This is a genomic window from Luteibacter sp. KNZ12-1A (assembly GCF_056755675.1).
The window spans coordinates 1-18,594 of sequence record NZ_JBPGXU010000002.1; the positions used below are offsets into that span (position 1 = coordinate 1).

Consider the following 18,594-nt stretch of genomic DNA (forward strand, 5'->3'; position numbering starts at 1 on the left):
GGGGGTTGTGGGGAACCCCTCGGGGGGCCCCGCCCTTGGCGGGCTCCCCGGCGCCCGGGGGCTTTTTTTTGCAAACCACCCTGCGCCTCCGGGGGGGCCCCCCACCGACGGTCGGCTCTCACCGAATACGGGGTTGGCCCCCCACCGAAGCAGGGCCGGGTTCGGCCCTTCTTACTTCTCTACCTTGGCCGGCTCCCAGCCGGCGGGCGCCTCCGGCGGCATTCCGTAGGCGCGCAGTGAAGCCAGGATCACGCTCATCTCCGTGCCGCCACTGCGGGCCAGCGCCAGCAGCTTCTGCGCGGTGGCCTTGTCGCCCTGCGCCTGAATGTTGAGTTGGGCGAAACGCTGCATCTGCCAGACCAGGTTGAGCCGGGCGTTCTTCGCCGCCTGCTGGTCGGCCGCGTCGGGCGACAGCGTCTCGCGCAGGTGCAGGCCCAGCGAACGGCCGAGCGGGCTGCTGCCCCACTCCAGCACCTTGGCCAGCTTCAGGCAATCGCCCACCACGCCCGCGTCGGACTTGTTGTCCTCGCAGTACTTGGCCGTCGCCTGGAATCCGGGCAAGGGTTGCGCACTGGCGAGACCGAAGACGATCACCATCTGCACGCCGGCAGCCCCCGCGCCTTGCAGCGGGTTATAGGTATCGGCTGGCGGCGGGAGCTGGCTCACCGAATTGGCCAATGCCTTGAGGCTGGCGCCGAGGTAATCGTCGTAGAGCTTGGCGTTGGCGGCACGGGTGAGGTCGGCGCGCACGGCGTCGCCGGCACCCGCATGTTCATCCATGCCCAGTTTCAACAGCCATACGGCCGCGTTGTCCGGCGCCTGTTTCTCCAACACGCCCAGCGCGTCGGTATTGGGGCAGGTACCAGCCTTCGCATCGCAGTCGGCCAGGCGGGCCCAGGCCACCTGCGGACCGGCGTCGGCATTGCGCGACGCGCGCTCAAGCAGGGCGTGGTAGGTCAATACCTCGGGGGGATTCGCCAGCGGACGGGCCAGCAGGGCGGCACCCAGCAACGGCTCGGCCTCGGTGCGCAGCGCAAGGACGCTGGCAAGGTCCTTCTGGAACTGCAACAACGCCTTGGTCTGGTCCTTCTGCACGACCGGCCCCTTGGCGGGACCCTTCGTTGCGCCGGGCCACGGCGTGGCCGCCATGACGGGCAGGGAAAGCAGGCCCGCTAGGGCCAGGGTCAGGACGCGGCATCCCCGCATGGGCCCATCTCCGTGAAATAAAACGTCAAGCATACGGCCCCACCATGAACGGAAGCTGCGCCCGGACGATGCCATTCGCGACAAGGTTGTTACTATCGGAAACCGCGCGGGGGGAACGCCGGCCCTTGGTCCACGTGACCGCGCGACCCAATCCTGCGACAGAACAGGAGTTTAGAATGGATCAATTCGCCCTTTTCGCCAGCGAACGCGCTGGTTTCTTCGTCGGCTGGGGCACCCTGACGCTGATCAACGCCGGCCTTGCCCAGGGCAAGAACCGCAGCGGCTTGCTCTGGTGGGTGCTTTCCCTGTTCCTCGGCCCCCTGGCCACGCTGATCCTCGTGATCCTGCCGAAGGTACGCGCCAAGATGTTCTGAGGCGTACGGCCGCGCCTACCACCGGTGGCCCGGGATGTGTAGGCTAGGAGTCCTCCCAAGGCAGGTGCTCGCGGATGCTTACGACGCTCGTGGCAAGCAGCAAGGGTGGTTGCGGCAAGACGACGCTGGTCACCCAGCTCGCGACACACTGGGCCCAGACCGGAAAGCAGACGGCCGTCATCGACGCGGACCGTCAGCACTCCAGCTTGCGCTGGGTCGGTCGCCGTCCTGAGAACGCGCCAGGCATTACCGCCATCGAAGGCAGCCGCAGGGCTTTCGACCGCCTGCCGGGCGACGTGCAGCGGGTCATCGTGGACACCCCCGCCGGCGTGGGCGAAAAAGACCTCGAACCCTATCTCGAACGCGCCGATGTCATCATCGTGCCCGTCCTGCCCTCCCATTTCGACCTGGATGCGACCCTCGACTTCCTTACGATGCTGCGAGGCATCAACCGGGTGAAGCGTGGGAAATTGCCCGTCGGTCTCGTAGGCAATCGCCTGAAGCCGTGGACAAACGCCAGCCAGGCCGCCATCGCCGAACTGGGCGAACGTGCCCCCTTTCCTGTCGTCGCGGAACTTCGCGACTCCCAAGCGTACGTATTGCTCACGGCGCTCGGTAAGGGCATCTTCGACTACCACTCGGAAAATGTACGCGGGCATCAGGAAGACTGGGCGAAACTGCTACGCTGGATAAAGCGCAGCACCTGAGCCGACCGGGGCCGCGTCATCGATCACGCCACCTTGCGGTGGCACAGCGGAGGACGGTACCCATGCGAGAACTCATCCTGTTGCGTCACGCGGAAGCGGAACCCGGCGAAGGCAAGGACGACCGCGAGCGACGACTGACCGAACACGGCAAGAACGAAGCCCGCGCGGCGGGCGAATGGTTGTCGTCGCACCACATCAGCTACGACCGCATCCTCTGCTCACCCTCCGAGCGCACGAAGGAAACCGCGGCGCTGGCCCTGGGCCAGGTGGAACCCTCCTACGAACCGGCCATCTACGACGCCACCCCCGGCGACCTTTTCGACCTGCTCGACCAACACAAGGATGCGGAGCGGGTGGTCCTGGTCGGCCATAACCCCGGCATCGAACAACTCGTCGCCTTCCTCGTCGAAGGACGTTCCGAGGACTACCGCGGCATGCCGCCCGCCGGCATGGCTCGCCTTCGCTTCGACGGTTCCCTGGAACCGGGCAAGGCCAAGCTCGAGACATTCTGGTCACCTCCGAACTGAGCCTGTCGAATGCGCCACCTGTTGCCGGCGATCGCCATGCTCCTGTCGGCGGCGCCGTTGTCCGCCGCCGACCTGCGCATCGACCCCATGCGTTCACGCGCCGAGTTCAGCGTCCGCCTGCTCTGGGTGAGCACTGTGTCGGGTAGCTTCGACGGCATCCGCGGCGATCTGGTCATCGATCGCGCGGCGCGGACCGCCGTGGTCAACGCCGATATCGACACCGAAAGCATCCGCATGGACTCGGCCCGCTTGCGGCGCTGGGTCCTTGCGCCGGAATTCTTCGATGCGAAGCACCATCCACGCATCCATTTCGAGTCGGAGCCCACCGCCCTGCAACTGCTGAGCGAGGGCGGCGACGTGCAAGGCAAGCTCACCATGCGCGGCGTGACCCAGCCGGTGACCTTCCGCCTGCAGGCCAACCGCTGTCCACCGGAGGCACTCGCCGGGTGCGTACTGCAACTCCAGGGCATCATCGACCGCACCGATTTCGACATGCGCGGGCGGCGCGGCGCGCTGTCGGACCGCGTGAACCTGGGCATGGCCATCGTGCTGACGCCCCCATAGGCAAGGGGGCCGGGGCGGCCGGCTCACGTGGCGTTGTCGAGGCTCGCCTATGATCTGCGCCATGCGCCGCCTTCCCACGATCCTGCTCCTTGCCGCCGTCCTCGCCACGAGTGGCTGTTCCCTGTCGCGCGCGCGCATCCAGAAGGCCGACGCGGTGGTGACCCTCACCGTCGACCGGCAAGACAGCTGCGACCCGGCCGACACCACCCATTGCGCCACGCCCTCCCCACTCGTCGATGCCGCCATCGAGGCGAACGCCGCCTCGACGCCTTCGCGTCCCGTGCACGTGGCGACACTTCTGGAAGATGGCGAGAGCGCCCTGGCGGCGCGCATCAACCTGATCCGCGCCGCGCGGAAGTCGATCGACGTGCAGACCTACATCTGGGAGCAGGACGACGCGGGCAAGCTGGTCCTCGACGAGCTGGTCCAGGCCGCCCGCCGTGGCGTGCATGTGCGCATCCTGGCCGACCAGCTGTTCTCGTTCCGCGACCCCGGCCTGCTCGCGGGGCTGGCCCGCGCCAGCGACCGCCTGGAGATCCGCCTTTACAACCCGACCTTCCACAGCGCCCGCACGCCTCCGCTGGAGTTCGCGGCGGGCATCCTCTGCTGCTTCTACAAGTTCAACCAGCGCATGCACAACAAGCTGCTGGTGGTCGACGATCTCATCGGTATCACCGGTGGCCGGAACTACGAGGACCGCTACTTCGACTGGGACGAGACCTTCGACTACATCGATCGCGACGTCATGGTGGGCGGCCCCACCGCGAAGGCGATGGGCGCGAGCTTCGAACAGTTCTGGACGCACAAGCGTTCCGCGCAGCTGACCCACTTGCGCGACGTGAATCGCGAACTCCTGGCCGACACCGACGATCCCCGGCACTGGAACGTCCCCACCTACGAGCGTCCCGACCGCGTCGCGCAGATCGTCGCCGATGCCGAGGACCCCGCCTGGATCGAGGAACACCTCAGCCGGGCCTCCCTGCGCCTGAACCGCGTGGAGTATCTCTCCGACCTGCCGGGCAAGACCGACGAACCGAAGCGCCGCGAGGTGCGCGCGCTGACCCGCCACATCATGGGCCTGCTGCGCGGAGCCAAGAGCGAGATCGTGCTGCAGACGCCCTACCTGGTGATGAGCAAACCCGCGCAGAAGGTCTTCAGCGGACTACGCCAGCGGGAAGAGCCGCCGCGCGTCGTGGTCTCCACGAACTCGCTGGCCTCCACGGATGCCTTCGCCGTGTATGCGATGTCCTACAAGCATCGCAAGCGTTACCTGACTGACTACGGCTTCGAGATCTACGAACTCAAGCCGCACCCGGCGGACAGCGATATCGACGAACTGGAAGGCCGCTCGACCGAAGTGGCCACGCCGCCGCTGGCCGCACAGGCGACCGGCAAGGGCGGGCGTGGGCGCGGTTCGTCCCAAGGCGCCTCGGCCGGTCGACCGGGACCACCGTCGGAAGCGGCGGGCTTCCTCGGCTTCGGCAGCCGTTCGGGACGCGGCGCGCGCAGCCGCCCGGCGCCACTGCTGACGGCTGGCGTCCGCTTCGGCCTGCACGCAAAGTCGATCGTGGTCGACGACACCTTCGCCATGGTCGGCACGCACAACCTCGACCCACGCTCGGACCACTACAACACCGAGTCGGGCGTCATCGTCTACGACAAGCGCTTCGCCGACCGCCTGCGCGATTCGATCATGCAGGACACCCGGCCCGGCAACGCCTGGGTGATCGCGCCGCGGCAGAAGTCGATCCCGGTGTTGTCGTCGGTCAATGAATTCATCGGCGATGTCTCCGAGCGGTTGCCGTTCTTCGACCTCTGGCCGTTCCGCTATGCCACCAGCTATGAACTCAAGCCCGGCTGCATCCCCATGCGCTGGAGCGATCCGCGATTCTTCGAATGCTACGAACCGGTGGGCGACTTCCCGGAAGTGGATGTTTCGCTGAAGTTGATCTACACGCGAATGATCACGGCCTTCGGTTCGTCCGCGGCCGGCATCCTCTGAACGGCGAACCGCTGGCCACCCTCGCTCAATACGTCCGGGTCAACTCGAAGTTGACCGGCAGGTCGGCGGTGTAGCGCGACGGACGGTCGGCGGCGGCGAAGCGCCAGCCGCGCACGGCATCTTCGGCCGCACGGTCCAACTCGATATCCCCGCTGGAATGCCCGACGGTGACGCTGGTGACATCGCCTTCGGGCGTGACCGTGACGCTCAGCACCACCTTGCCTTCCCGCCCTGCGCGCAGGGCGGACATCGGGTAGCGCGGCGATGGCATATAGACGGGCACGAGGGGCTCCGTCGCGGGGGTCGGAGCCGTCGTTTGCACCGGCGCGACCCGCGGCCCGGGAACCCGCGCGACGGCATGGCGCGAACGCGACGCCGCATCCGCCACCGCCGGCGACGGCGCGATACGGGACACCGTCTTCGAGACCAGGGCGGGCGCGGCCGTCGGCAGGGTCACCTCGGCCAGGCGGCGTGTCATGGGCGCGCGTTCGTAAGTCAGCGCCGTGAGCCAGCTGGTGCCGGCGATACCCATGACGAGGGCCAGGGCACTGAGCGATGTACTGCTGCGTAGTGTGAGCATGAGTCTTGCGCGGAGGGCATCAGGGCCGTTCGAGGATGGCGGTGACGCCCATGCCACCGGCCGTGCAGATGGAGATCAGGCCGCGACCCGACCCCTTCTGCTCCAGCATCTTCGCCAGGGTCGCGACGATGCGCGCACCGGTCGCCGCGAACGGGTGACCGGCGGCGAGACTGGAACCGTTGACGTTGAGTTTCGCCGGGTCGATCGATCCCAGCGGGGCTTCCAGACCCAGCCGGTTCCGGCAATAGTCCTCGCTCTCCCATGCACGCAGCGTGCAGAGCACCTGCGCGGCGAAAGCCTCGTGGATTTCGTAGAAGTCGAAGTCCTGCAGCGTGAGTCCGGCCTGCTTGAGCATGCGCGGCACGGCCACGGTCGGCGCCATCAGCAGGCCTTCGCCATGGACGAAATCCACGGCGGACACCTGGGCGTGCGTGAGGTAGGCCTGGATCCGCAGGCCGCGCGCGGCGGCCCATTCGTCGCTGGCCAGCAGCACGGCTGCCGCGCCGTCGGACAAGCCCGTGGAGTTACCCGCGGTGAGCGTGCCCTGGCCGCTGGTCTTGTCGAAGGCCGGCTTCAGCGAAGCGAGCTTCTCGAGCGTGGAATCGGCACGCAGGAAGCCATCGCGTTTCAGTCCCCGGAACGGCACCACCAGGTCGTCGAAGAAGCCCGCCTCGTACGCGGCGCCCAGCTTCTTGTGGCTGGCGAGGGCCAGTTCATCCTGCTCGACGCGGCCGATCTTCCACTCCTTGGCCATCAACTCGCAGTGGTCGCCCATCGACTTGCCGGTACGCGGCTCGGCCACGCCCGGAAACGACGGTTTCAGTTCCTTCAGGGAGAATCCGCGCGTGGCGACCTGGAACTTCTCCTTCAGCGTCTTCGCCCGGTTCAGTGCCAGCAGCCGCTTGCGCAACTTCTGGCCGTAGACGATCGGCACATCGCTGGTGGTGTCCGAGCCGCCGGCGATACCGGCGTCGATCTGGCCCGTGGCGATCTTGTTGGCGATGAGGATGGCATTGTCGAGCGAGGTGCCACAGGCGCGTGCCGTGGTGATGCCGGGCGTGGTGGGCGCCAGCCCCGACGAAAGCAGGGCCTCGCGGGCCAGGTTCCAGTCCGAGGAGTGGCGGATGACCGCTCCCATCGCGACCTCGCCCAGTTCCACGCCGTGAAGGCCGAACTTCTCCACCAGGGAGCCCAGCACCTTGACCGACATCCCGAAGTTGCCGACATCGGCGTAGGCGGTGTTGTTGCGGCAGAAGGGAATGCGGACGCCGCCGACCACACCCACACGCTTTTGCGTCTTATCCATGCTTGAGAAACGATCCAGACCGATGGGGATGCCCACGGGGGCAAGCCGAAATGCGAAGACGAAGGGATCGCGGACGCCGACGATCGCCGACGAACGCGTATCGGCAAGGCTAACCCGCATCCCCGCCCGGCGAAAGCCCGACGTGCCCCGATGATAGAATCGCGTTCCTTTGCCGTTCGGAAAAACCCGCCGTGAACGAGTCGTTGATCGCCTGCCCCGCCGTCCTGGCGCTGGAACTGGCCGCGGGCGAAGTGCCCGCCCGGCTGGAACTGACCCGGGACGAGGCGCAGGCGCTGGCGACCCTGGTGGCCGACGACCTGCGCACACTGCTGCCCGGCGTGGAAGCCTCGCGCTTCGCCCTGGCCGGCGCCCTGTTCGACGGCGTCGAACTGCTCAGGCCCGGTTTCCCCGTGTTCGCCACGCTGGAAGAACTGGCCCGGCGCATTCCCCGCGTGACCACCGCGGGCGGCGTGGTGGCCTTCGGCACCCATGAGGGACACATGCCGGCCCAGCCGCTGGTGCCCGATACCCGCTATGCCGGCGGGCCGATGCGCCTGGTGCCATGGATGCTGCTGGCGCCGGAAGACCTGGCCGCGGAACTCACGGCGCGCATGGAAGTGGAACTGGTCGGGCGCGGCGAAGCCGGCGCGGCGACCGCCGACTTCCTCATGCGCACGCTGGGCATGCGCCTCGAACACGCGCGCTATCTCAGCCGCGACGACCTGCTGGCGCTCACCTGCGTGCAATACGAACATGTGAACCTGGCCCCGTTGTGGACGATGCTGGAAGCCGCCCTGCTCACCCCCTACAAGGAAGAGACCGCGCTGGGCTCGCGCGGCCTTCCGCTGCATTACGCCGAGGGCCGGGTCGGCATTCCCGGTCCGGCCGCCTGGTTCGCCCGCGCCGGGGCCCAGCGGGAAAACCCCGCCCACGAGTTCGCCGGCACCCTGTTCGAACTTCGCCAGTACGCCGCGCTGCTCGCCGCGCACCACGTGCCCCTGCACCTCCAGGGCCAGCCCGCGCAGACCGCCGGCTACCTGGTCGAGCCGGTCGCCGAGGCCGATCCCGCCCTGCCTTCGCCCGCGATCTACGCGCACGAGGCGCCCGGCCTGGGCATGGCCGCGCTCACGGTGGCCCAACCGGCCGCGGGCAAGGCACGGATCCTGGCCCACGGCTACCCGCTGGCGCCCGATGCGCTGGCGCCGCTGCTGGACACCCTGGCCGGACGCTATGCCACGGAGCACGAGGTCCATGCCCTCGGCCGCGTGCTCCTCGACGCGAATGGCGCGCTGTCGGCACCCTCGCCGAGCCTGCACTGAAACCCGCGTTTTCCCGAATCGTTCGATATACGCGGGCCAGGGTGACGGATTAGAGTGGGTCGACGTCCTGACGGCGACCGCATGCCCGCTTCCGCCCTTCCCGCGAACGCTTCACCCTCGGACTGGTCCGCGTACCTGCTGGAACGCGCGCCGGCGATGATCGCCTACGTCGATACATCCCTGTGCTACCGCTATGCCAGCCCCGCCTACCTCGCCTGGATGAACATCCAGGAAGACGACGTGGTCGGCCGGCGCATCGACGAACTGATCTCGCCCGATCTCCACGCAAGCATCGAACCGGACCTGTGCGCGGCCCTCGCCGGGGCACCCATCGTGGCCGATCGCGCCATCGCCCACGAGGATGGCAGCCGCCATGCGCAGGCCACCTTCTCGCCCGACATCGACGCGCTGGGCAAGGTGCGTGGCGTGGCCATCCTGCTTGCCGATATCTCCAGCCGTCGCGAACTCGAGGCGCGGCTGAAGGAAAGCGAGCGGCGCTTTTTCCAGGCGTTCCGCTACGCCGCCATCGGCATGGCGCTGGTACTTCCCGACGGACGCTGGTTGCAGGTGAACGACGCGCTGTGCGACATGCTGGGCTACGACGAAGACGAGCTGATGACGCGCTCGTTCCAGGAGCTCACCCACCCCGACGACCTCGCCGCCGATCTCGCGCTGGTCGGGAAGCTGCTCGCGGGCGAGAGCCTGTCGTACCACATGGAGAAGCGCTACCTGCATCGCGACGGACACGTCGTGCATGCGCAACTCAGCGTGTCCCTCGTGCGCGACGAGCATGGCGAGGCGCTGTACTTCATCTCGCAAGTGCAGGACATCAGCGAGCGCAAGGCCTTCGAGGAAGCCCTGTTCCGCGAACGCGAGCTGGCCGAGGTCACGCTGAAATCGATCGGCGACGCGGTGATCACCACCGACCCGAACCTGGTCGTCACCTCGCTCAATCCCATCGCCGAGGCGATGACCGGGTGGTCCAGCCACGAGGCCGTGGGCCGGCCGATGGACGACATCTTCCAGCTGCGCGACCCCCTCACCCGGCGGCCGATACCCAACCCGCTGATCATGGCGGTGGACAAGAACAGCATCGTCGGGCTCACTACCGATGCGATCCTGGTTCATCGCAACGGCTTCGACAGCCCCATCGAGGATTCCGCGGCTCCGATCCACGACCACGCCGGCAACGTGATCGGTGGCGTGGTGGTGTTCCATGACGTGAGCGAGACCCGCGCGCTCGCGCTGAAGATGGCCCACCTCGCCCACCACGACACCCTCACCGGCCTGCCCAACCGCGCCCTCCTCACCTCGCGCATGGAGTTCGCCGTGACCGTGGCGGCACGGCGCCACCAGCGTGCCGCGCTGCTCTTCGTCGATGTCGACCACTTCAAGCAGATCAACGACACGATGGGCCACGCCGCGGGCGATGTCCTGCTCCAGGAGATCGCCCGGCGCATCCGCGCCTCCGTGCGCACCGACGACACCGTGAGCCGCCTGGGCGGCGACGAATTCGTGGTGCTGCTGCCGCAGATCGAAGGTCCCTCCGATGCGAGCGCCGTGGCGGAAAAGGTGCTGGCCGCCTGCAGCCAGGCCGTCGGCGTGGATACCTCCGCGTTGACGATCAGTTTCAGCATCGGCATCAGCGTGTACCCCGACGACGCGATCGACGCCGAGTCGCTCCTGCGCAACGCCGACACCGCGATGTACGAGGCGAAGATGCAAGGCCGCAACGGCTACCGCTTCTTCAATCCGCGCATGAACGAGCGCAACAGCGCGCGCGTGCGCATCGAGGTGGAGCTGCGCAAGGCGCTGGCGCGGAACGAACTCAGCCTCTACTACCAGCCCAAGGTCGATGTCGGCCTCGGCACGATCGTCGGCGCGGAGGCGCTGTTGCGTTGGCAGGTGGACGGCGAGGATGTCTATACGCCGGAACAGTTCATCCCGGTGGCCGAAGACTGCGGCCTGATCGTTCCCATCGGTGAATGGGCGCTGCGCGAGGCATGCGGCCAGGCCGAAACATGGACGCGCCTGTACCGCCCCCTGTCGGTATCCGTGAATGTCTCCGCTTTGCAGTTCCAGCACACGCGCTTCTTCGAATCCCTGCGCGGCATCCTCACGGAAACCGGCCTGCATCCCACGCTGCTGGAGTTGGAACTGACAGAGCGCACGGTAATGGAAGGTGGCGACCACATCGCCGACCTGCTACGCAAGATCAAGTCGCTGGGTGTCTCGTTGAGCCTGGACGATTTCGGCACGGGCTATTGCAGCCTGTCCTACCTGAAGCATTTCCCGATCGACACGCTGAAGATCGACCGCGCCTTCATCCGCGATGTCGCCTGGGACAACGACAGCGCCGCCATCGTGAGCGCGATCGTCACCATGGGCAAGGGCATGAACAAACAGGTGCTCGCCGAGGGCGTGGAGAGCATGGAACAGGCCAGCTTCCTCGACTCGGTCGGCTGCTCGCAGATGCAGGGCTTCCTGTTCGGCAAGGCGATGACGGTGCGCGATTTCGAGGAGCGCATCTCGGCCGTGGATACGGGTGATCCGCGCGTGCCGGTGGATTGAGGGGCATCGCCGCTGAAGCGGCTCCCACAAAGGCTTGCGTACCGTGGCGGGCGGAGCGGCTCTGGTGGGAGCCGACCCTGTCGGCGATTCAAGGCCCCAGCGCCGCGTCATACATGCGGCACCGCCTCAAGCCCTCAGCGCCGCCTCATACATGAAGTAATGACAACGCTCCATTCCCAACCCCGCATACGTCGCCTGCGCCCGTTCGTTCTCCAGTTCCACGTACAACCGAAGCCCGACCGCACCCGCGCCCTCGGCCATCGCCTTCACATGCGCGTACATCCCGCGGAACACCCCGGCGCGCCGCGCCTCGGGCGCCACGTAGACACTCTGCACCCACCAGAAATCGCCACACCGCCAGTCGCTCCACTCATAGGTGACGAGCAGACAGCCCACGGCGACGCCGTCCAGTTCGGCAATCAGGTAGAACCCCCGCCGTGGCTCATCGAACACCGCTCGCACGCCACGGCCGATGGTCTCGGGATCGAGGCGCTTCTCCTCCGTTTCCCACGCCATGGCGATGTTCCAACGGGCGATGGCGTCGGCGTCGTCCGGCGCGGCACGGCGAATTTCGAGGGTCATGGGGCTATCCGTTCGAAGGACGGCGCTTGCGCGACGCACCGAGTTTGCGTGTAAGGGTATTGCGGCCGACGCCAAGCGCCGCCGCCGCATGTTGCCGGTGGCCATCGTTGGCGATCAGCGCCACTTGCAGCAAGGTCTTGTCCAGGGCATCGCGCGCACGCGCATGCACGTCCACCTCGCCCTGCGCCAGCGCATCCTGCGCCCAGATGCGCAAGGCATCCGTCCACTCCGCGCTGCGCGTTTCGCGCGCGGGCAGTCCGCCGAGATCGCCCGCCTGGATTTCCGGACCCGGGGCGATCACCGCGAGTCTCCGGCAAAGGTTCTCCAGTTCGCGCACGTTGCCCGGGTAATCGCGCTGCTCGATCAGCTTCATCGCGCCACGCGAGAAACGCTTCGGCGGAAGCTTCAACTCCGCCGAGGCCTGCGCGAGGAAATGCCGCGCCAGCAGAGGGATGTCGCCGCGCCGCTGGCGCAACGACGGCAAGGCGATGCGCACCACGTCGAGACGATGTTTCAGGTCCGCACGGAAGAGGCCGGCGGCGACGCGCGCCTCCAGGTCCTGATGCGTGGCCGCGATGATGCGCACGTTGCCGTGCATCAACTCGCGTCCGCCGACGCGGTAGAACTCGCCACCCGCCAGGACGCGCAACAACCGCGTCTGCAACGCCAACGGCATGTCGCCGATCTCGTCGAGGAACAAGGTGCCGCCATCGGCCTGCTCGAAGCGACCGGCGTGACGGCGCGTCGCCCCCGTGAAGGCGCCGGCCTCATGACCGAACAGTTCGCTCTCCAGGAGTTCGGCCGGGATGGCCGCCGTGTTCAAGGCCACGTAGGGCTTGCCGCGCCGCGCGCTTTCCTCGTGTAGCGCACGCGCCACCAGTTCCTTGCCCGTGCCCGTTTCGCCGGTGATCAATACGTTGAGGTCGCTCGCCGCCACGCGGCCGATCAGGCGGAACACCTCGCGCATCGCCGGGCTTTCGCCCATCAAGGCATGCGCATTCCCGCTCGGCACCGGTACGATCACTTCCTCGTGCGCGATGGCGAGCGTGCGCTCCACCGCCTCGACCGCGCGGTCGAGGTCGAAGGGCTTGGCGAGATAGTCGGCCGCGCCCGCACGGTACGCCGCTGCCGTCGTCGCCACGTCGGTATAGGCACTCATCACGATCACCGGACCGATGTTGCGCCGGGTCAGGTCTTCGAGCAGGCGCAGGCCATCTTCGCCCGGCATGCGCACGTCGGTGACCAGCAGGCCCGGCTTGCCCTCGGCCAGCGCCGCGCGCACCGCGTCGCCGGCACTGAATTCGCGCACGGTGTGCCCGGCGTCGCGCAAGGCTTCGGCGAGCACGAAGCGCACGCCACGGTCGTCGTCGGCGATCCAGATTTCAGTCATGCGGCCGCTCCATCGGAAGGTACAGCGAGAAGACCGTCTCGCCGGGACGGCTGGTGTAGCGCAGGTCGCCGCCGTGTTCGAGGGCGATTTCGCGCGAGAGCGCGAGGCCGAGGCCCGTGCCGTCCGGCCGTCCCGACACGAGGGGCTGGAAGAGTGAATCGCGCAACTCGTCCGGCACGCCACGACCGTCGTCGACCACGTCGACACGCAAGGCCGCGCGCACCGTCCGCTCGCCCAGGCGCGCGCCATGTTCCACGCGCGTGCGCAGCGTGATCGTCTCCGCCCCGGCTTCCCCGGCGTTGCGGGTCAGGTTGAGCAGTACCTGGAGCAGGCGGTCGGTATCGCCGAGGCTGTCCGGCAAGCTGGGGTCGTAGTCGTGGCGAAGACGCGGGGCATCCGCTTCGGCGCCGACGAGACCTTCGAGCCGTTCGAGTAACTCGTGCACGTTCACCGGGCCGATTCGCGCGGCGCCGCGATGGCGCAGCAAGCCGTCGGCCAGAGCCGCCAGCCGGTCGGCCTCGCCGATCACCATGCTGGCGAGTTGGCGCAGGTCATCCTCCACCACGCGGCGTTCTAGCAGTTGGGCCGCGCCACGCAAGCCTGCGAGGGGGTTCTTCACCTCGTGGGCGAAGCCGCGCAGGGTTGCCGAGAGGGGCGTACCGCCCGGGGTCAGGTCGGGAGCGAGGGCGTGAACCTCGACCAGGATCCGGTCCTCGTCGATCGGCTGCATGGTCAGGTCGGCGGTGACCTCGCGGCCCCGCGCCACGCCGAAGGTGACACCGCGAAGATTGAAGGCGCGGCGTTCGGAGAGGGTGCGGGTGAGTTGCGAGGCGAGGCCGGGCTCGCGCATCAGGGCCGTTAGTTCCTGGCCTACGGCGGTTCTCGGGCCCACGTCCAGGACCTCGCCGAGGGCGGGGTTGAGCCATTGGACACGGCCGTCCGTGCCTACGATGGCTAGGCCGGTGGACAGCAGGGTCAGCAGTTCCGCCTGGTTGGGTGCATGCATTGCACCAATGTAGGGAGTTAGGGGGGCTGGGGCAATGGGACGGATTCGGAGCTGAGTGGACGGATTCCCATAGTTGGGACAATTGGCCGAACTATGGGAATCCTATTTGTGGTGCGTAGAGGCGCTATTGACTGGTCAACGCTTGGCTTTTCGGTCATGTCGGAACATCCGGCGAAAACTTAAGCGTCGGCCTGCCGCGTTTTCCCGACAGACGGATGCCCACGATACGGCTCCAGTCTCCGCGCTGACCCTCTCCAAAGCTGGAGGCCACAACTTCTACCTGATGGCTACAGCTTCCATCTAAGTACGCTCCTGCCCGATGTGGCATGCCCGATCACTGTCTCGGCAACCGGTACAGAGCTATCACTATGTGGCTAGGCCTAGCTCACGCCTCCCCTGACCGGCTCCACAGCCACCGGCGTATACCGCGGGATATGGGCGGACGAAGGCCTCTTGAACGGCGTCTCGTTGACGCACATCGCGCTTTGCGACTGCGCGCCCCGGCACAAATGCGGCGCGCGTTATCGGCGGCACGGAAATTATCTTTACCTAAAAGCATATGCGAATTTGGCAACTTAATAGCACACGCCGTCCACCGGAGCTTTGAAACGCGGAGCTACCTTGACAGCCTCTGGACCATACCCATGGCTGCCGCATACCATGTGCGAGCAGGGAGCGCGCGACGGTCTGGAAAGGCCTCTCCTGTTGCGAACTACGCATCACTCAACAGGGAACAATTGTGGCTTACAACCTTTCCCGCATGACGATCTACGCCATGCTCAGCGCGCTCGAGGAAGACTTGCGCGATGCAATTAAGACAACCCTCGGCGACCGTGATTACGCGGCAGATGCCTTTGACGCACCATTGGTAACCCGCGCCAAGACACGACTGGAGAAAGACGTCGGGTTCGAATACGACGAGCAGCAGTTAAAGGACTTGGTCGACTACTTCGACCTGGGCGATACCTACCAGACTATCAATGCCCACGCCAGCAGCTTCCGCGGGTCCTTCGCCGATGAGGTCAAACGGCGGACGCGCGAACTGGAATCTCTGGTGCCGATCCGCAATCGCGTTATGCATATTCGCCCATTGAATTTCGACGATTTGCCGCGCGTTTCCTCCGTGTGCCAGGAAATCGCGGCCGGGCCAAACCCGGAGTGGTCTAGCCTGCGCGAAACCCTGACCCGGATGGATAACGACCCGAGCTTCGTACTGGGATTGAGCATCCCCAGTGCAGAGGCGGCGGACCATATCTCGCACAATCTACCGCTCCCCGATTTCGACGAGACCGGCCTTATCGGCCGCGATGCGATCGTGAAACAGATTAAACGCCTATGTCTGGGGAGTTTCCCCGTGATATCGATCGTTGGCGAGGGTGGCGTTGGCAAGAGCGCGCTCGCCCTGAAGGTCGCGTACGAACTTCTCGAAGAAGAAAGCTGCCCCTTCGACGCGGTGATCTGGGTCACGTCAAAGACCATGCAGATCACAGTCAACGAAATTCGCGACATCCGCGGTGCGATTACCACCTCAATGGGTGTGGTTAGCGAGATTTCCGCACAGCTCGGCGGAGGCGACGGCCCGAATCTTGTTGGCGAGGTGATCGAATACCTTTCGACGTTCAAGATTGCATTGTTCATCGACAACCTCGAAACCATCATGGATGACACGATTCGCCAGTTCGTCGGCGCGCTTCCTGAAGGTAGCAAAATAATCATCACCTCCCGCATTGGCCTAGGCGCGTACGAATACCCTATCAAGCTCAACGGCATCGAGGAAAAGTATGCCTCGCAGCTGTTGCGTATGCTCGGTCGTCTGCGTGGCGTAAGCGCACTGTCCGAACAGGACGAACCGACTTTGCGCCGCTACGCCAACCGTATGCATTTGAGCCCCGGCTACATCAAGTGGTTCGTCAGCGCCCTGCAGACGGGCTTGTCACCAGAAACGGTCTTGCAGAACTCGTCGCTCTTCCTTGAATTCTGCATGAGCAATGTGTACGAATTCCTATCTAGCGATGCGCGTGAGCTAACCTCTACGATGCAGTGTGCGCCCGGCTGGAAGGACATCGCCGAGCTTTCGTACCTATCTGGGCTTGAGGCGCTTCGGATACAGAAGGCGCTTCAGGAGTTAATGACTACGAATATGTTGAATGAGTCGTCGAAGGCATTGGCCGGCGCAATGAAGACGACCTACCAGTTAGCCGAACTAGCGCGCGCGTACCTCAATAAGCAACACCGTCCCACGAACGCGTTCCAGTCGAAGATCAGAACCAATCGCAATAAATTGAATGCAATGATGGAATCGCTCAACGCACCGAGCGGTCTCAACCGGTACGCATTCAGCAATATAAAAGTACGCTCCAAGTCCGATCGCGTGCTCGTCAAAAGCCTCCGCGATGCCATCCGGGAGATCCAGGAGGGACGTTTCGACGTCGCCTACGAGCTTTTGGATGAGGCGCGACGGCTCGCACCCGACTATTTCGAAGTTGCCCGCGTGCTCGCCTTCTTCCATCAACGAAGCGGCAACATTCCCGAGGCGCGGGAAAGCTATGAGCTGGCTATCGCCCTATCGTCAAAGACACCGCAGCTGCACTACTGGTTTGGCAAGTTCATCTTGCAGGTCGAGGAATCTGTGGACGACGCCGTCGAGCAGTTCGAGATCGCGCGGGAGCTGGACCCCGCCTCAGTTGATGTCGCGGTCAGCCTAGCGCGCGGCTACATGTTTCAGCACCGGTTTGCCGAAGTTCATCGCCTTCTCGCCGAACTGCGGGACAAGCTAGACACCATGGGCGAGCACTTGCGGAAGACTTATTACGACACGCGAATCCAAGTGCATTACCGCGAGGCCGACGACTACTGCCAGTCCCTGGAGTACGGAAAGAGCGTCATGTCGCTTCGCGAGATGCAAGCAGAATTTGAAGAGTTGCCCCTTGCGTTGAAGGATACTTACATTCGCGGCAAACTTTCCAAAGCTTCCGTCACCATTCAGCGGCTTAGCCGGGCGTGTGCTGGAGAGGATCTGCAGTTTGTCTCAGATTTCGCCGCGTGGTGCGAGATAGAATCGCGCCCGGTCAGCACGGCGACCTCCCGTCGTCCATCCGTCGGCGTCGCATAGAAGATCACTGAGTCAGGCGGGCGGCGCGGGGAGAACCGCTCCATCAAGATTGATATCAGCTCATCGATCTATATTAGACGTGCGCGCGGCGTTACGCGCGCTCCCACGCGCATACGTCGGGTGGATCGCGACCCTCGCGACGGTCGCGATCGTTCCATGCCCTTTTTGACGCTTGAAATGTGGCCCATTCCTTCGCTCGCAAAGCAATAGCACGCGGATCGTTTGCCTGTGCGTGTCCATATTCGTTATGCGCCATTCCACCGCCGCTTTCAAACTGAGCGAATACGCCAGTCGTAAAAGAGACGAGCCGTGGATCGGGCATTAGAAAGTCACGACCACCTATGTTCGGCCACGTCGTTGTGCCTACGGCGGTCTCTGGATAAAGCCAATCCGGGTTGCTTGAAGCGACATATCTGTGGGCCATCACTTTTAGAACATAGTTCACAGACTGCACGTACTTTTCGTCAACCTGGCGACCCCGTTGTATCTTGCGTAGATCGAAAATCCAGTTTTGAAAGTATCTAGGATTCTCGATTGTGCGCAGGGGTTGGGCTTTAGGATTTCTGACGTACTGGATATGCGTCATCACGAGGCAACGTGTCGGCGATATCGGGAAGAACGTTTGTGTGCCGACATGCGTCGGGGATGGCGTCCCGCGCTTAACGATCTCACGCGAGCCAGGATACACGCCACGGTTATATGCCGTGACTGGGCAGTCGCTTATGATGAACTTTGTCTCGCTATCGTCCGCGCAGATGATCTCCCACACAGAAGCGAGCCACATGGTCTCAAGCTGTCGATAGAGCCATGGAAGTTTACGGAGCGCCTCTTGGTGCGTCACCGAACCAGTGATCACCTGAAGGAAGTGAAGACCCTTCAGCGTCCGAAAGAACTGTGCAGCAATGTACCTTGATATCACTTCCAGCGCTTCGCGAACTCCGTCTTTCAGCTCATAGTTGTCAAAGAATGTGATCGCACGGCTTCCACGCGCATCAATGTTCTCGAAGAACTTTGCCTCGATAACATCGGTGTACGCCTTACCCTCTATCAGCGTGTAGAGGTGATCAAGGCAAAACGCCGACGCTGGCCCCGCCTTGCGCAGCGCGTTGTGATATTTAACGCCCATAGCCGTTCGAATCGCGTCCGGCGCTTTGTCTAACACGAACAGTTTTGATTCTCCGGCGCCTAGGAACCGACGCTGATACCAGACAGGTACGTAATGATTGTTCGTCCTGAATTCCATGGTTACCCTAGTTACGTCGCCAGTGGCACCGAGCCCTCGGTTCCGATACTAGCGAATAGGTCGGTCACGTCCAGATGAATCAGACATTGCGTACAGCGATCTGGT

Annotated in this window: 15 protein-coding genes; 8 read left to right on the forward strand and 7 right to left on the reverse strand. The window is 64.9% G+C overall.

The features are described 5' to 3' along the window. Positions 1 to 171: 171 nt before the first annotated feature. Entirely contained in the window at positions 172 to 1,206 is a 1,035-nt protein-coding gene (locus ACR9ZJ_RS00530; protein ID WP_481286486.1) for a hypothetical protein, read from the reverse strand. Positions 1,207 to 1,382: 176 nt separating this feature from the next. Here ACR9ZJ_RS00530 and ACR9ZJ_RS00535 point away from each other — a divergent pair, with 176 nt between their 5' ends. From ACR9ZJ_RS00535 to ACR9ZJ_RS00555, 5 genes are all read left to right on the forward strand, one after another. Continuing rightward, positions 1,383 to 1,580 carry an antitermination protein NusB gene (locus ACR9ZJ_RS00535; RefSeq protein WP_426285972.1) on the forward strand — a complete coding sequence of 66 codons (198 nt, stop codon included), beginning with the start codon at positions 1,383 to 1,385 and terminating at the stop codon, positions 1,578 to 1,580. Between the two features lie 74 nt (positions 1,581 to 1,654). Continuing rightward, the gene (locus ACR9ZJ_RS00540; protein WP_306848853.1) at positions 1,655 to 2,287 is read left to right on the forward strand and encodes a ParA family protein; all 633 of its coding nucleotides are present in this window, start codon (positions 1,655 to 1,657) and stop codon (positions 2,285 to 2,287) included. A gap of 62 nt (positions 2,288 to 2,349) precedes the next feature. Continuing rightward, positions 2,350 to 2,814 carry a SixA phosphatase family protein gene (locus ACR9ZJ_RS00545; protein WP_481282199.1) on the forward strand — a complete coding sequence of 155 codons (465 nt, stop codon included), beginning with the start codon at positions 2,350 to 2,352 and terminating at the stop codon, positions 2,812 to 2,814. A 9-nt stretch (positions 2,815 to 2,823) separates the two neighbouring features. Beyond that, complete coding sequence (locus ACR9ZJ_RS00550; RefSeq protein WP_481282198.1) at positions 2,824 to 3,378, forward strand: YceI family protein; 555 nt, start codon at positions 2,824 to 2,826, stop codon at positions 3,376 to 3,378. A gap of 61 nt (positions 3,379 to 3,439) precedes the next feature. After that, the gene (locus ACR9ZJ_RS00555; protein WP_481286487.1) at positions 3,440 to 5,380 is read left to right on the forward strand and encodes a phospholipase D family protein; all 1,941 of its coding nucleotides are present in this window, start codon (positions 3,440 to 3,442) and stop codon (positions 5,378 to 5,380) included. Positions 5,381 to 5,405: 25 nt separating this feature from the next. Here the strand turns inward: ACR9ZJ_RS00555 and ACR9ZJ_RS00560 are convergent, their stop codons facing one another. Together ACR9ZJ_RS00560 and ACR9ZJ_RS00565 are read right to left on the reverse strand one after the other, a co-directional pair. Further along, positions 5,406 to 5,960, reverse strand: a complete 555-nt coding sequence (locus tag ACR9ZJ_RS00560) for an energy transducer TonB (protein WP_481286488.1) — start codon at positions 5,958 to 5,960, stop codon at positions 5,406 to 5,408. A 19-nt stretch (positions 5,961 to 5,979) separates the two neighbouring features. Next, positions 5,980 to 7,266 carry an acetyl-CoA C-acetyltransferase gene (locus ACR9ZJ_RS00565; RefSeq protein WP_481282195.1) on the reverse strand — a complete coding sequence of 429 codons (1,287 nt, stop codon included), beginning with the start codon at positions 7,264 to 7,266 and terminating at the stop codon, positions 5,980 to 5,982. Between the two features lie 191 nt (positions 7,267 to 7,457). Here ACR9ZJ_RS00565 and ACR9ZJ_RS00570 point away from each other — a divergent pair, with 191 nt between their 5' ends. After that, a complete protein-coding gene (locus tag ACR9ZJ_RS00570; RefSeq protein WP_481286489.1) occupies positions 7,458 to 8,585 on the forward strand; it encodes a hypothetical protein in 1,128 nt (375 codons plus the stop codon). A gap of 81 nt (positions 8,586 to 8,666) precedes the next feature. After that, positions 8,667 to 11,156 (forward strand): sensor domain-containing protein, encoded by a 2,490-nt coding sequence (locus ACR9ZJ_RS00575; RefSeq protein WP_481286490.1) that lies wholly within the window; start codon positions 8,667 to 8,669, stop codon positions 11,154 to 11,156. A gap of 126 nt (positions 11,157 to 11,282) precedes the next feature. On the opposite strand, the gene ACR9ZJ_RS00580 is transcribed toward ACR9ZJ_RS00575, so the two are convergent. The 3 genes from ACR9ZJ_RS00580 to ACR9ZJ_RS00590 are packed head-to-tail and all read right to left on the reverse strand — an operon-like array spanning position 11,283 to position 14,134. After that, positions 11,283 to 11,738, reverse strand: coding sequence for an N-acetyltransferase family protein (locus ACR9ZJ_RS00580; RefSeq protein WP_481286491.1), 456 nt, complete (start codon positions 11,736 to 11,738; stop codon positions 11,283 to 11,285). A gap of 4 nt (positions 11,739 to 11,742) precedes the next feature. After that, entirely contained in the window at positions 11,743 to 13,128 is a 1,386-nt protein-coding gene (ntrC, locus tag ACR9ZJ_RS00585; RefSeq protein WP_448099212.1) for a nitrogen regulation protein NR(I), read from the reverse strand. Further along, on the reverse strand, positions 13,121 to 14,134 hold the full coding sequence (locus ACR9ZJ_RS00590) for a two-component system sensor histidine kinase NtrB (protein ID WP_481286492.1): 1,014 nt from the start codon (positions 14,132 to 14,134) through the stop codon (positions 13,121 to 13,123). Before ACR9ZJ_RS00590 ends, ntrC begins: the two co-directional genes overlap by 8 nt. A 760-nt stretch (positions 14,135 to 14,894) precedes the next feature. On the opposite strand from ACR9ZJ_RS00590, the gene ACR9ZJ_RS00595 reads away from it, so the two are divergent. Then, positions 14,895 to 17,246, forward strand: a complete 2,352-nt coding sequence (locus ACR9ZJ_RS00595; RefSeq protein ID WP_481286493.1) for a tetratricopeptide repeat protein — start codon at positions 14,895 to 14,897, stop codon at positions 17,244 to 17,246. 91 nt (positions 17,247 to 17,337) lie between these two features. Here ACR9ZJ_RS00595 and ACR9ZJ_RS00600 read toward each other — a convergent pair whose 3' ends face one another. Further along, positions 17,338 to 18,489, reverse strand: a complete 1,152-nt coding sequence (locus ACR9ZJ_RS00600) for a DUF4238 domain-containing protein (RefSeq protein ID WP_481286494.1) — start codon at positions 18,487 to 18,489, stop codon at positions 17,338 to 17,340. Positions 18,490 to 18,594: the final 105 nt, after the last annotated feature.